Here is a 15494-nt window from a genome sequence, read left to right as displayed (position 1 = left end):
CTATTCAATGGTTATATAATTGGTACTGTAACAGTTTTCTACCGTTTTTCTTGCCAGTAAATCCAGTGTATCGATGAAACGGCCATCCTGCAGCATAGACGGCGCCCCCAGTGACACCTCTGTACATCCGCCGATCACTACGTCTACATCTGCCGCCAGTATCTTTTCAAAAGCAAGATCCATAAGGGCTCTCGCTTCCATCGAAATATTGGCCGACTTGAAGCCGTCTTCCATATAAACTGCACGCATGAAGATTTCTTCCTGGTCAATTTTATTGAGCGTTATTACCTCAAAGCCTTCCTTATTCAGTACAGCATGAAACAGTCCTGCACTAATAGTACCGCTGGTAGCCAGCACACCTACTCTGGATGCGCCTGCAGAAGCTTCGCGCACTGCATCCGAAATCAGGTGAAGAGGATTTATAATCCTGGCATTCGTATAATGCTTGAACTGATCGTAGTAATAGTAAGAGGTAACACAAGCCATAGATATTACTTCCACACCACTGCTATTAAACAGTTCAATGGATTTCAGAATATCATTTAAAGCCGAGGGGCCATTATATAGGATAGCCTTCGTTCTGTCAGGAATACAGGAATTATTATGGAAGATGATTTCCGGGAAATCCTGATCAGATGAAGCCGGCGAAAGATCTATGATCTTCTGTAAGAATAGTGCGCCGGCACGGGATCCCATTCCTCCTACTATTCCCAGTTTTTTTTTGTGAACCATAAGGAGAATCATTAATTAATGTTGGGCAAATCAAATAGTTCCAGCAAAATGTTAAATGTCAGGACTACTATCAGCAAGTCGCTGTCATAAGGCAAATTCAAACGAAAACCATCCGCCATATAATGTTTCCTGAGGTTTGTTACCATATCCGGGTCAAAGTATCCCTGCTTTTTAATGCGGTCGTATGAAAGCATTTCATTGATCCATTCGACGTTTTGTTTGAGCAGATCGGGGCTGCCCGGCGCAATAAATCCGAACTTCTGCCGATCGATAATTCCGGATGGCACATACTTTCCGGCGATTGTTTTCAGTATATATTTTTCATTCAGCCCATTCAATTTCAGATCCGGCGGAATGGTTTTGATAAACTCTACAAGTTCGGGATCCAGGAATGGAAATCTGCCTTCTACAGAATTGGCGTATGTCATACGGTCACAATGGTCTGCAATCAGGTGGTCAGACAACCGGAGCTTAAGATCTATATAGGAGCGCTGATGTAATACATGTCTGTTTCGGATGCGTTCTTTGCTAAACTTCAGGGTATTGGTGGCATCAAAGCTTTTAAATTGCTCCCGTACTCCCTTCGAATAAATGCTGCGTTTTACATCTGTAAATTCATAGTAGTTTTTCTCGTAGAAGAAGTTCTGATCACCCCATAATTTCAACCGGTATTCATCTTCCAACTGTTCCTCCAATGGTTTGAAGCCAGCGTTCACGGTGCGTTGCTTATCAAACTTATAACCTACATATCCGGCAAAAAATTCATCCGCGCCTTCTCCGGACAATATCACTTTTATCCCCTTCTCCTTTACCGCTTGCGACAGGGCCAGGGAACAGCTATTATAAGATTCTTTCAAGGCGCATTCCGATGACCATACCGCCTGTTTAAGCCGGGCTTCTACTTCTGTCGGATCAAACCCTATCTCATTAGAAGGGCTACCCAGGTATTTTACTACCTGTTGTTGATATTGGCGCTCATTCATTTCCCTGTCCGACGGAAAGCCAATAGAGAATGCCGGGTAACTACTCCCGGGCGATATCGATTTCATAATACCACCGACCAATGATGAGTCAAGTCCGCCGCTGAGATAAAACCCAATAGGGACATCTGCATTCATCCTGTATCTTACCGATTTAATAAGCAGTTCTTCCAGCTTCTCCAGATAGTATGATTCTGGGTGGTACTCCACAGTACCTTGTTCCGGATAATTAAGGTCCCAGTATTCCATCAATGATACCTTGCCCTGTTTTACGAGGAGAAAATGTCCCGGAGCAAGGCTTAAAATGTCTTTAAACATGGTTACCGGACTTACCAGGCCGGGGAAACTGAATACCTGATCCAATCCCTCCAGATTCACGGCTCTTTTAACATCGGGATGCTTAAGTATCGCTTTGATTTCAGAAGCAAAGACAAGTACATCATTTGTAATCGTATAGAACAATGGACAGATACCAAATTGATCCCTTGTCAGGAAAATACTGTTGTCGCGGTTATCATAAATACAGAAAGCGAATTGCCCATTCAATTTATTCATAAAGCAGTGCCCCTCTTCCAGGTACAGGTGCAATACCACTTCTACGTCACAATGGGTTTTAAACCGATATCCTTTCTGTTCCAGGTCCCTTCGTAATTCTTTGTAGTTGTATATTTCTCCATTACATATCAGCACTACCTGTCCGTCTTCACTAAAAAAAGGCTGGCGGCCATGATCAAGATCGATGATACTAAGTCTTCTGAAACCCAACCCCACGCGGCTGTTAACATAACACGACAAATCATCAGGCCCCCTGTGATAAAGAGCGTTGGCCATCTCTGCCACGAGTTTCTCGTCAATATGAACAGGCGCTTTCACACCATAAATCCCTGCGATACCACACATAATTACTATTTAAGTCAAGTGCGAATTATTTCGGTTTACCGGATGAATTAAAATTCATCACTTAAAGCGCCTATAAAGGCTGAATCCGGATCCGATTGTATGTCAATAACGTTATTTGCATAAACCCTTCTATTACCTTTCCCTGCTGTATCCGCACGTACCACTTTAACTTTTTTGAGCAATAATGCCGGCGTTCCGTCCAGTTCATCACTATCTGTAAGAATATGTTGTACAGCTGACAAACACGCCAGCAGCCAGGGTTGCTCCCCTGCCATGCGCAATAAGGAAGCCGAACAATGCAGCGCAGATATAGAAGGCGGGATGCTGGGTTGTTCAGCGTACAAGGTTCTCAGGTTGTTGAGGCGGTGAAGTCCTTCGAGAATATCTTCCCGTGACAAACCGAAATCAATAAGGCAGGCTACCTCATCTACATCATAAGATTTAAGTTTATGCAGCAGTCGTTCTGCTTTTTTCGCAGATCCGAGCAATCCGGCCTGTTCAAAAAAGCGTTCAAAAGCCAGCTCAGTAAGCTCCTCCAGTAATTCGTCTGCAATCTGATCGTTCAATCCGCCATAACGGCCAGCTACTTCTTTCGAGTTACCGGCGGCCGCATTACTTTTGGCCATGGTTTGTATGAGCTGTGTCGACGACCGGATATAATTTTTCAGTGGCTCTCTAACCTGCTGTTTTACCTGTTCATCATCTTCTCCCAGGTAAGTATGCACCATCACAGTCACCTTCCGGGAATAAGGATCAAATCCGCTATCCTTCAATGCAGTCCGATAGGCTGCTATCTTATCAATCAACTCATCCGTGTTTTGCCACAGCAGGTGCGTAAGAATATTGGCGCCCATCCTGCCAGCATCCACAAAGGTTTCTATCTTACCCGACACGGTGATCCAGATGGGCAATTCCTGTTGTATTGGCCGGGGAAATATCTTCACCTGAATTTCATTTCCAAGCCCGTTGATGGCGGGAACGCTTTCACCTGCCCACAACTGCCTCACAGTCGCTATCTGCTCCAGCATATGATGGTGACGGTCTGCATACTTCCCGGGAAAGAAAATAAAATCGTCACATTGCCATCCGGAAGCGAAGGATATTCCAACCCGCCCGTTTGATAAATTATCGATCAACGCCCAGTCCTCCGCAATTCTCACCGGATGATGCAACGGTGAAACCAGGCTGCCACAACGAATCTGCACATTGCGGGTATGAGTCGCCAATGCTGCACTCAATACTGATGGATTGGGATACAATCCACCAAACTCATTAAAGTGCCGTTCCGGTGTCCAGATAGCCTTGAAACCATGTGTGTCTGCAAATGTGGCGGCATCTAAAAGCAAACCATATTTGTCCTGTTGTGAGTTATCTACATAACTGCCAAAATGAAACAAACTGAAATCCATGGAGAATGGAGGCTTCAGGTAGATATACTGCGCTGCGGACGCCTGATCCTTCAGTTGATCCATGACCACCGTTATACCTTTTACGGAAGCCCACAGCAACTCCAACGTTTGTTCTGTAAAAGGAATATTACCTGCCAGCATAATCCGCTGCCGTTCCGCTGGCGTCATCAGCATATCCAGTTCCTGATAGAATGCAGTTATATCATCATGATGAAACGAAACCATTTTATCTCCTTCCCGGAAGATGCAATTGATATCATAGTCATCTGTTGTGATAGCTTCAACTGTTTCTTCCGGGATATCATCGTCTGTTAAAATAGTGTCTACTGTTGGGGGAAACTCCCCGTAGCGTTGCTCTGTTATGATTGCACCGGCACCACAATACTGCGCCAGCGTGGTGATCATGGCAACATCACTGCCGGGGTTTACAGGAACAAAGGTGCTGCGATGATAAATGAGCGCCCACATGGCAGCCAGCAGATCACCTGCTGATGCTACATATATGAGAACAGGACTTCCGGGTATCCATTTCTTTTGCTTCAGTTGCTGTCCGATCCGGGCAGTTTTGCGCCGCAGCATATCCACTGTAAAAGTCATCTCTGCGGATACAATAGCCGTATCGTAACCTTGCCGGGTTGCAATTTTCATAACTGATAATTAAAGATTACGGTATTGAAGTGTTCAGAAATTGTCGCTGATAACGGCACTGAATGCCGTTTCGTCTTTGGAGGCGCTATCACCAGTGCCTGGATAGTTAATAGCAGATACAAGGCCGTCCGGCTCTTTTAACATCGCCTCTGCTATATATACCAACAGCTGTTGCAGCCTTTCTACCAGTGACTCTTCATAAATATTGGCATTGTAACAAAAGTCTATATTGAAGGTTATTCCAGGGCTCACTACCACCACGAAGTCGAAGTTGGTTTGTTCATAGCCTCCCTTAGAGGTAAAGGACAAATCTTCCCAAACGCTTTTCTCTTTTAAATCGCGTTTTATTATTTCCTGAACGGGGTAGTTTTCAAATATCAGGATATTATTAAAAAGATGCTTACCGAACCCGCTTTCCTCCTGGATATCCACCAGTTGGGTATAATGATACAACTCTCCCAGTACAAGACTTTCTTTAATCCCCAGCAGCAGTGAACGGATGGTTAACAGGTTGTCGTATTGAATACGAACGGGAATCGTATTAATAAAGAAACCAATCATATCTTCTATTCCCTCCAGATGGCCTGCTCTGCCGGATACCACCGCTCCAAAAACAACATCGTTCCTGGCGTTGTAGGCAGATAACAGTATTCCCCATACTGCCTGGATGAATATATTCTCTGTAATACGGAGTTCCGCGCACAGTGTTGTTATCTTTTTCCTGGCCAGCCCGCCGATGTGAAAAGAACGGCGCTTAACGACCGCCTGCCTTCTTATGGTGTCCCGTTTCTGCGGCAACGTGCTGACGGTATCGTAACCTGAAAGATAATCACGCCAATAGCGCAGCATATCATTCCGGTTGATGCTTTCCAGCCACTGTATATACTTCGCGTAGGAATGTACGGGCATCAGCACCGGTTCCTGTCCACCCAGCAGACTATCATAGATATAAAAAAACTCTTTTACAAGGATGCCGATACACCAGCCGTCCATGATGATATGATGATGACTCCAGATAAACTCCCAGTTATCGCCTCCTACATCCAGTACGGTGAGACGCATCTGTGAACCTTTATTCAGGTCAAATCCGCGGGCACGATCCTGTTGTTTAATCTGTTCAATCTGGTGGTCAACATTGCTGCTGATCTGTTCATAAGTGAACCCTTCTTTTACCGATTGGGCCACTACCTGAAGTATCCTTTCGCCAAAGCGTTGCGTAAAATGGGTTCTTAAAACGGCATGGCGTGCAATTAGCATATAATAACTTTTCTCCAAAAGCGCCATATTCAGTGCACCTTTCAACCGGTAACTCACCTGTTCAAAATACATAGGAGAGCCTGGCGTGGCCGCCCAGTGAAAATACAATCCTTCCTGCAGCGGGCTTAACTTGTATACATCTTCCAGCGGTATTTGCTGCTGTAACTGTATTACCTGATCTATACTCAGGTCTTTATACGTAAGGTCCACCGGAGTAAGGACTTTGTTAGTGGTTGCCGACAGGCGGGTAATCAATGCAGCCAGGTGCCGGTGATATGCCGCTATCAGTGCATTTATAGTAGTGACATTGTATTGCTGGCTGCTGTATTCCACAGACATTTGCAGGCAGCCTTTCATTACTATTCCGGAAACTTCCAGGAGCACACCGCGTTCTCTGTCTGCAGACACTTCATTTCCGCGATAAGCTCCGGAGAAGGAAAAAACGGCGGAGCTGTTTCCGGTACCCACTGCATGCCCGAAATCACCGAGATAGTTGAAAAGTATTTGTGGTGCAAGACAATATGGCCGCGCACCGGCATAACGTAATATACCATAACCTATTCCCTTGCCCGGTACGCGATGAAGCACTTCCTTTACAGCGATGAGGTGACGCAGCGGATCGCTGTGGTAATACATGTCGAACACCACAGGATACATCGTTGTAAACCATCCCACGGTACGGGTCACGTCAATATCGCCACCAATATCTTCCCGGCCATGCCCTTCCAGCTTCACGCCTACAGTTGTTGTATTAAATATTTCATGAACCGCCAGGCTCAATGTGGCCAATAAGATGTCATTGATATCTGTGTTAAAAGCTTTATAGCATTGTGTCAACAGCTTTGTTGTAGTAGCTTCATCAAGTGCAAAAGAGCGGGATGCTGCTACTTTCACCTGGTTACCGCCATTGATATTGTCCATAGGAAGCGCCGGCAGCCCGATGCTTTCAACAGCAGACCAGTACGCTTCTTCTTTTTTCAAAACAGCACTATGAACATATTGCTGCTGCTGTTGCTGCCAGTAGCGGAATGAATCTGTTTTCAGCGGAAGATGAAGCATGGACCCTGACATATATTGCAGGTACAGGTCTGATAAATCTTCCAGAAGGATACGCCATGAAACGGCATCTATAACAAGATGGTGCGCTACCAGCAGAAGCAGGTCTTTTTCCTGGTCATGAAACAAGACAGCCCGGAATAAAGGCCCTTTGCTCAGGTCCGCTGCGGATTGTACGCGATTGCATTCCTTTGCAAATGTAGTTTCATCTGTCCAGGGAATTACCTCCAACTGTACTTCCTGTTCTTCTCCCCTGCATTCCTGAATCCATCCTGCAGCTGTTTTATGAAAAATCATGCGCAAGGCATCATGATGTAATGTAATTTTTTCCAGCACCGCCCTAATACCTGGTACCGACAACGGCTGTTTACTTTCCAGTAAAACGGACTGATTAAAATGATGCACATCCGTTACCGAATTATCAAGGAACCAATGCTGTATTGGCGCAAGCGGAATAACGCCCGTCACCAGCTCCTGTTCAGCTTCCCGCTCCAATGTTTTTACGTGGGCAGACAATCCCGCGATGACAGGATACCGCATTACATCCTGTATGGTAAGTACATATCCACGCTGTTTCATCCGGGAAACAATCTGTATCGACTTAATAGAATCTCCTCCCAGCAGGAAGAAGTCATCATAAATTCCTATAGGTCGTTTCTTCAGAACATCCTCGTACACCGCTATCAGCTGTATCTCTTTATCATTACGACCTGCCGTAAAAACAGTATTGGTGGCAGAGATGGATGCATCCGGTGCAGGCAGTGCGTTTCTGTCAATTTTTCCATTGATGGTTAACGGAAAGGCAGCAAGAGAAATAAAATGATGTGGTATCATATATACCGGCAGTTCCATTTCCAGACCGGCACGTATCTCCCGTTCATTATGGGACTCCCCTGCGAGATAAGCGATCAGTTCCTTGTTTCCGTTACTATCGGTCCATACTTTTACATGTGCATCGGCAACACCTGCATGTTTCCGTAAGGCATGTTCTATTTCACCGGTTTCTATACGGTAGCCGCGTACTTTCACCTGATCATCGATACGACCGCTGAATTCTATATCGCCATTACTTAGCCAGCGACCAGTGTCTCCGGTACAATACAATCGCTCTCCTGCATTGAAGGGATGTGCAATGAACTTCTCCGCAGACAACTCTGGACGGTTTAAATAACCTCTTGCCAGCCCTATACCACCGATACAAATTTCTCCGTAAACACCTGGCGGCACTAAAGCACGATACTTGTCAAGGACATACATACGGGTATTCCAGATTGGCCGGCCAATGGGAATTACAACGTCATCAGCTGATGTGGCATAATAAGTAACGTCCACAGCTGCTTCCGTAGGCCCGTAAAGGTTATGCACCGGTATATTTACCTTTGCATACCAATTGCGGACGGTAGCTGGCAACAATGCTTCGCCGCTGACTATCACCAGTCGCATACTTTTAAGCCGGTATGCGATATCCTCCTGGTAAAACAACCGGGCAATAAATGCATTCATCATAGTAGGTACAAAATGCAGCACCGTAATCTTTTCCTTTTCAATCAGTGAGAGGATCGAGTCGGGAGATACGGAATCTTCTCTTTTGCACAATACCATGCGGGCGCCAAAACAAAGCGGCATAAATATTTCCCAGACAGAAACGTCGAATGTGAAGGCGGTTTTCTGTAAAATATTGTCATCTGTTGAGAACCCGTAGTGATTCCACATCCAGTAAATCCTGTTTACCACCGAACGATGCTCCAGCATACAACCCTTTGGTTTGCCTGTAGACCCCGACGTGTAAATAACATAGATCAGATCCAATGGATCCCTTACGATAACCGGATTTTCCGGACTGTACGATTCCTGACACCCGCGAAAAGAGGCCACTACGTCTGTGTCTATTACAAGCCGGCAACCGCTGTCAGCCACCAGGAAATCGATCCTGCTTTGCGGGAAGGAGGGATCAATGGGCAGGTATGCCGCACCGGTTTTCAGGGCTGACAATATGCTGATGATCATCCATTCGCTGCTCTCCAGCCGGATACCTATAATATCATCTGAACCAATATGGTAAATATGCTGCAGATAATTACTCAGTCGATTGGCATACTCATTTAACTCCCGGAAAGATAACGATTTCTCACCGGCTACAAGTGCTGTCCGGTCCGGCGATACACCCACCTGTTCTTCGAACAAATCAATGATTGTTTTATCATCCGGAAAGGGCTGCGCAGTGTTGTTGAATGCAGCCAGCAATCGTTGTTCTTTTTCGGGAAGGTAGGGTACCTGAACCATCGGAGCCTGCGGTTCCTCCAGCAAATTGGACAGCAAATGTGTAAAATGCCCGGCCATATTGTGGACAATATCTCTATCAAAAAGCGCTGTGTTATACTCCACTTTAAGAGAAATGCCATCAGTTGTTTCATGAAAATAAAAGGTGAGGTCAAATTTGCTCATCGCATATGTCTCTCCCTGGTAACTATCGATTTCCAGGCCATTAATAGATGCAGCTGCACCTTCCTGGTATTCTTCATTATTCTGCAATACCATCATTACATCAAACAGCGGATTCCTGCTTGTATCCCGCTGAAACTGCAGATCATCGAGTAACATATCCAGTGGATAGGCCTGATGTTCAAAGGCTCCCAGCGTTGTTTGCCGGGTACTATTCAACAGGTCGTAAAAACTATCCTTCTCTTCCAGGCGTATACGCAAGGGAAGCGTATTGATATAGCAACCTATCTGGTCTTCCAGATCAACATGACTTCTTCCGGCAACCGGTGTGCCGATAATCATATCATGCTGACCAGTATACCTGAATAACACCGCTGCTACACCTGCCAGCAATCCCATAAAGAGGGTCGTTTCCTTTTCCGCAACGAATGACTTTAGCTTGCCGGCAAGACGTTTATCCAATACCGTATCCACCGCATCCCCACCGAAGGTTTTGATTTTCGGTCTGGGCCTGCTGACAGGCAATTCCAGCAGCGGCAGCTCTCCTTCCATCTGCAAAAGCCAATACTGCCTGGATTTCTCCAATATACCACCCTGCAATTGCTGTTGCTGCCATTGGGCGTAATCTTTATACTGGATACGCAGTCGCGGCAACATTGGCGGTATATTGGCGACCAATGATCTGTAGAGTCCTGTCATTTCGTTCATCAGGATCCGCATAGACCAGGCATCGCTGACAATGTGATGCAATATGCAATAGAACACCCACTTATCATCTGCGATATGAAAAACGCCGGTACGAATAAGCGGCCAGGCGGAGAGATCAAAAGGAGCGGAAAACTCTTTCATGATCAGATCGTTCGTCAACGGGCCTGCATTGATCTCATTTCTGACATCATGATATTTAACCCGCAGATGCACCGTATCCGGTGAGAAGATGAATTGTTTTACTTCTGCTGATCCATCCTCTCTGAAAGTGGTACGAAGTATCTCGTGACGGTTAACAATGATCCTGAAACATTCCGTCAAAAATGGTATATCCAGCTTCCCCCTGAAGATAAATGTTGCAGGAATGTGATATGCAATACTTGTTTCCGGCAGCTGTCCCAGCACCCATAGCCTTTTCTGGGAAGATGACAACGGATATGCGTGGCAGTTATCTGCCGGTAGAATATGCTGAAAATGATCTGCTGTTGCCTCCACCTCCTGCCCCAACAATTCCAGAATATCAGGTTTAAATGCGCGCAGCCGCTCTTTGTCCTCCTCTTTCAAAGAAGACAGTGCCCCGGTAATTTTCAGTTGTCCATTCAGTGCCCTCACTGACACGCCCCTGTTGCCCAGGTTAACAATAAAATCCAGTATGGACTTATCCATAAGCTATCATCACTTTAAACCATTGATAAATAAACTATACAGCCAACACCTTAAGTTCCTCAACGCTATGTGGTACATAGTGCAGCACCGCATTTATAATGAGGTTTAATCCCTCTTCCAGGTAATGCGGCGTAATTGTCAGTGGAGGAAGGATCTTCAGTACCGTATCTTCCGGACCACAGACCTCTATCATCAAACCTTTCCGGAATAGCTCCGATGAAATTCCTTTTGCAGCAGCCGTACTCTCCATCTCAATTCCCCACATCATACCAATACCTCTAACGGCGATTACCAGCGGCGATTCGTTAAGTAACCTGTTTAGTTTATCCGTTATTAAAGTGGCATTACTGAGAATACTTTTTTCCAGCGAGTTCGTTCTCCAGAAGTCCAGAGCACCGATAGCCGTGCATAGTGCGAGGTTATTAGAGCGGAAGGTGCCATTATGTTCTCCCGGCTTCCAGATGTCGAGTTCAGGTTTCAATAAGATGAGCGACAGGGGTAGCCCGAATCCACTGATAGATTTTGATAACAAAACCATATCAGGTACGATACCTGCTCTTTCAAAACTGAAAAACCGGCCTGTACGTCCGCAGCCCGTTTGTATGTCATCCACGATCAGCAGAATACCCTTCTCCACGGTGAAGTTCCGTAGTCGCTGCAGCCACTTATTACCAGCGATATTTATACCCCCTTCGCCTTGCACGGTTTCAAGAATTACGGCTGCCGGTAATTCAATACCTGATCCACTCGCCGTAATCATCCTCTCAAAGAACGTACAGGTATCGGTATCTTCTCCAAGGAAACCATCAAAGGGGAAAAAAATCGTGTCCTGGGAGGGATTCATTTTATGATTTTCTGTACAGCAGGCAGACAATGCTAACGAAGTGGCCGTCATACCATGAAAAGACCGGGTGAACGCAGCAATTTTCCTTCTCCCGGTTACTTTCCTCGCGAGTTTCACCGCCGCTTCCACCGCATTGGTTCCGGTGGGTCCGGGAAACTGCACTTTGTATTGTAGTCCTCTTGGCTGCAGGATTACTTCATCGAATGTTTTAAGAAACCTGCTCTTTATACTGCTATCCATATCCAGGCAATGCACTACATGATTATATTCAAGAAAAGAAAGGATTTCCTGCTTTAACTTCGGATGGTTATGTCCGTAGTTCAGGGTTCCTGCACCACTAAAGAAATCAATATACTTCCTTCCATGATGATCTGTAAGAATTTCTCCCTGAGCGGTATCAAAAATCGCAGGGAAAGATTTACCATAGCTATTTACATTGGATTCATTCAGCATGTTGGTAGTTTTTCGGGTGACAAAGTTTTTTTATCAGATAATGATAGCTTCTTCAGATTCCGTAGTGATATTTTCCTGCTGTTGTACAGCAACGATATACATCGCCAATGATTCTATCACCGGATAACGGAAGAAGTATTTTATTTTAATTTTCACATTGAAAGCCGCATGTATTCTTGAGATCACTTTAATACATAATAAACTGTGACCTCCTATTCTGAAGAAATTATCCCTGATACCAATAGGTTCTTTCCTGAGTACTTCTTCCCAGATGCTTACCAGCTTTTTTTCGATATCATTGCCTGGAGCCACATAATCTCTGTTTCCTGTTGATCCATGTTCTTCCGGCGTAGGCAATTTCTTGCGGTTTATTTTGTTATTGTACATCGGCATTCCGGCCAGCCGGATGAAACAATGTGGCATCATGTAGGCAGGCAGCCGGGTGGCAAGAAAAGCGTCCATAGTGGCATCATCCAGCAGCTCTTTACCAGTTACATACGCCACAAGTCTCTTATCACCTACACTGTTTTCCCACACCAGGACTGCAGCAGCATCCACACCGGGGCATGCTTGCAGGCAATTCTCTATTTCGCCCAGTTCAATACGATAACCATGCACCTTTACCTGGTTATCCCTTCTGCCCAAAAATTCCAGTTCTCCGCTATGCAACCATCGTCCCAGATCACCTGTTTTATACATCCTTACAAGGCCATTTCCACAGAAAGGATCAGTGGTAAAAGCTTTGGCTGTCTTTTCCGGATCACTGACATACCCTCTGCCTACAGCAATACCCGCAACATATATTTCACCGGTAACGCCGGGCGGGCAAATTTTACCTGCCTGATCGAGTATATAAATCCGGAGGTTTCTGATTGGTCTTCCAATGGGAATAATACCTTCCGGAGGCGTTTCATTCATAATGTATAATGTCACGTCATCTGCTGCTTCTGCCGGTCCGTAGGCATTCAGCACCCTCGTATCCGGATACATCCTGAACCACCTTTTAATAATCTGATGAGAAGCTGATTCGGCAGTTACGATCAGGCACCTGAGCGACTCAAAGCAATGGGCAGATGTTTCCTCAATACTGTCGAGCATCACTTTAAGATAGCTGGGTACTATTTCCAGCACAGTGATCCCGTCATTCGTGAGTCTTTCTGAAAACTGCTGCGGATCAAGTACTACTTCATTGCTATAGATAGTAGTGGTGCCACCGGTAATGAGTGCCGTTAATAGCTGCCACACAGAGATATCAAATGTGAATACTGCATTTTGTGCCAGATTGCTGCCGGCATCCATCTCCAGCGCCTCTACCATGCCAATCATATGATTCAGCATGCCGGCATGTTCAACCATGGCCCCTTTGGGCTTTCCGGTAGAACCAGAGGTATATATGATATAGGCAAGATGACCTCCGTGATGAATGATATCCGGATTCTGCGCCGGATAGTCCGTCCCGTGAATGCGGAACAGGTCAAGCATCGCTTTGTCTATCACTACTTTTGATTGGCTATCTTCCAGCATATAACGCACCCTTTCCGGAGGAAAGGCCGGGTCCAAAGGCATATATGCAGCACCGGCTTTTAATACACCCATCACCGCCACCACCATTTGCTCACTTCTTTCAAGACTAATACCTACAATATCATCTGCACCTACCAGGTAATTTTTCCGGAGATAGCCGGCTAAACGGTTTGCTTCTTCATTCAATTCCCGGTAAGACAGCCGCTGATTTTCAAATACTACCGCAGCTTTATCAGGATATGCTGCAACACGTTGTTCGAATAACTCTACAAAGGTGACATTGTCGGTGGCACCTTCCTGGAATGTATTAAAGTCATGTATCAGTTTGTGTTTCTCCTGCTCAGGGATATACTCCATTTGTCGGAGCGGAACACCAGGATCCGCAACAGCAGCCATCAGCAGTTGTTCCAGGTGTGTATATAACTGAGTGATCATCTCAGTTGTAAACACATCTGTATTGTACTCAATACACAACTGTATCTCCTCATTTGTGCTGAAAAAATCAAAAGAGAGATCAAATTTGCTCGCTGGTTGTAAATCCGTTTCCGGGATCGTGATTTGTACATCACTAACCGGTGCTTGTTGATGAGGATTCAAATCTGTACTATAAGTACTCACTGTCACATCAAATAACGGGCTCCTGCTGATATCCCTTGGTGGATTAATATCCATCAGCAATTCGCTGAATGGATAGGCACTATGTTCATGTGCCTCCAATGTGGTTTCCCGGATATTCTCCAGCAGTGAGGAGAAACTATCCTCTCCGCGGAACCTTGTTCTCAACGCCAGTGTATTCAAATACAATCCGATCTGGTTCTCCAGTCCTGTATCTTCCCTGCCAGCAACAGATGTACCGATGACGATATCTTCCTGCCCGGTATATTTATAAAAAAGCGCTTTCACCGCTGCCAGCAATCCCATGAAAAGCGTACAGTTGTGTTGCTGTAACAAAACCCTGAGATCGCGTGCCAATGCAGGTGCCATTGTTCTGTTAAAGAAAGCGCCGTTGTATGTTTTTACCGGCGGGCGGGTTTTTCCTCCCCATAGCTGCAATACAGGCAGCTCTCCGGAAAATTGCTGTTGCCAGTAGCGGCTGCATTTTTCCAAAAGACCTTCTCCCAGTTTGCGTTCCATCCATACCGCGTAATCTTTATACTGAATGCGTAGTGGCTCAAGCGTTACCGCGCGACCTTCCACAGCTGCCTGATATAAATGCAGTAACTCTTTTGTCAGTATTTCCATAGACCACCGGTCACCAATGATATGATGCATGACACAGAGCAGCAGCCATTCTTTCTGTCCTGTTTGATAAAGACATACCCGTAACAGTGGTGCAGCAGAGAGATCAAAAGGCTTGGCTGTCTGTGCCTGGATGGCTGTCATGGCCTTTTGCAACGCATCTTCGTCCCCGGACCAATGCTCATGCACAATACCAAACGAAATGTTTTCAGCAGGCACGATGCATTGTCTGACATCGTCCGGATCAGATCCACTGAACAGGGTCCGCAGGCTTTCATGCCTTACAATAAGCTGGCGGAAAGCATATTCCAGTTCATTTATCTGCAACTTTCCTTCTAACCGGAGCAAATTGGTCATATTATAGGCCGCGTTACCTTCGCTTTCCTGGCAAAGTAACCACAACCCTTTCTGTGAAAAGGTCAACGGATAGTCCTTCTGCAGCGGGGCCAAAGGAATTTTTTCTACACCGGAAAATTGCTTCAGGAAATCAATGATCCCGGATTTCTTTTGCCTGATACTGGCGACTATGTCGGGTGGCAATTGTTCCCCATCGTATGAAATTTCCAGATCGCTTCCCTGAAGAGAAATGTCGATACCACTTTCTTTCAGTGTCCTTAAAAAACTTACTATCTCCAT

General features: G+C 45.6%; 6 protein-coding genes. All 6 read right to left on the bottom strand.

Going from position 1 to position 15494, the window contains the following annotated elements; translation table 11 throughout:
- From QFZ48_RS24865 to QFZ48_RS24840, 6 genes are read right to left on the bottom strand one after another with little or no spacing between them, the layout of a single operon-like run.
- A complete protein-coding gene (locus QFZ48_RS24865; protein WP_429064217.1) occupies nt 1-732 on the bottom strand; it encodes an aspartate/glutamate racemase family protein in 732 nt (243 codons plus the stop codon).
- A gap of 11 nt (nt 733-743) precedes the next feature.
- Nucleotides 744-2612, bottom strand: coding sequence for an asparagine synthase (glutamine-hydrolyzing) (gene asnB, locus QFZ48_RS24860; RefSeq protein ID WP_429048584.1), 1869 nt, complete (start codon nt 2610-2612; stop codon nt 744-746).
- A 47-nt stretch (nt 2613-2659) separates the two neighbouring features.
- The gene (locus QFZ48_RS24855) at nt 2660-4669 is read right to left on the bottom strand and encodes a MupA/Atu3671 family FMN-dependent luciferase-like monooxygenase (RefSeq protein ID WP_429064214.1); all 2010 of its coding nucleotides are present in this window, start codon (nt 4667-4669) and stop codon (nt 2660-2662) included.
- Nucleotides 4670-4702: 33 nt separating this feature from the next.
- Nucleotides 4703-10798, bottom strand: a complete 6096-nt coding sequence (locus QFZ48_RS24850; protein WP_429064213.1) for an amino acid adenylation domain-containing protein — start codon at nt 10796-10798, stop codon at nt 4703-4705.
- A 34-nt stretch (nt 10799-10832) separates the two neighbouring features.
- Complete coding sequence (gene ectB, locus QFZ48_RS24845) at nt 10833-12095, bottom strand: diaminobutyrate--2-oxoglutarate transaminase (RefSeq protein WP_429064210.1); 1263 nt, start codon at nt 12093-12095, stop codon at nt 10833-10835.
- A gap of 33 nt (nt 12096-12128) precedes the next feature.
- Complete coding sequence (locus tag QFZ48_RS24840; RefSeq protein ID WP_429064208.1) at nt 12129-15494, bottom strand: amino acid adenylation domain-containing protein; 3366 nt, start codon at nt 15492-15494, stop codon at nt 12129-12131.

It is taken from the genome of Chitinophaga sp. W2I13 (assembly GCF_050434005.1).
In the GTDB taxonomy this organism is placed as follows: Bacteria; Bacteroidota; Bacteroidia; order Chitinophagales; family Chitinophagaceae; genus Chitinophaga.
Note: the sequence above shows the minus strand (reverse complement) of the source record. Positions and strands in the feature narration are given on the sequence as shown.

What these genes read in the sequence shown, in the direction of transcription:
- QFZ48_RS24865 (WP_429064217.1), bottom strand. Translation starts at nt 732, where the DNA reads ATGGTTCACAAAAAAAAACTGGGAATAGTAGGAGGAATGGGATCCCGT.
- asnB (WP_429048584.1), bottom strand. Translation starts at nt 2,612, where the DNA reads ATGTGTGGTATCGCAGGGATTTATGGTGTGAAAGCGCCTGTTCATATT.
- QFZ48_RS24855 (WP_429064214.1), bottom strand. Translation starts at nt 4,669, where the DNA reads ATGAAAATTGCAACCCGGCAAGGTTACGATACGGCTATTGTATCCGCA.
- QFZ48_RS24850 (WP_429064213.1), bottom strand. Translation starts at nt 10,798, where the DNA reads ATGGATAAGTCCATACTGGATTTTATTGTTAACCTGGGCAACAGGGGC.
- ectB (WP_429064210.1), bottom strand. Translation starts at nt 12,095, where the DNA reads ATGCTGAATGAATCCAATGTAAATAGCTATGGTAAATCTTTCCCTGCG.
- QFZ48_RS24840 (WP_429064208.1), bottom strand. Translation starts at nt 15,494, where the DNA reads ATGGAGATAGTAAGTTTTTTAAGGACACTGAAAGAAAGTGGTATCGAC.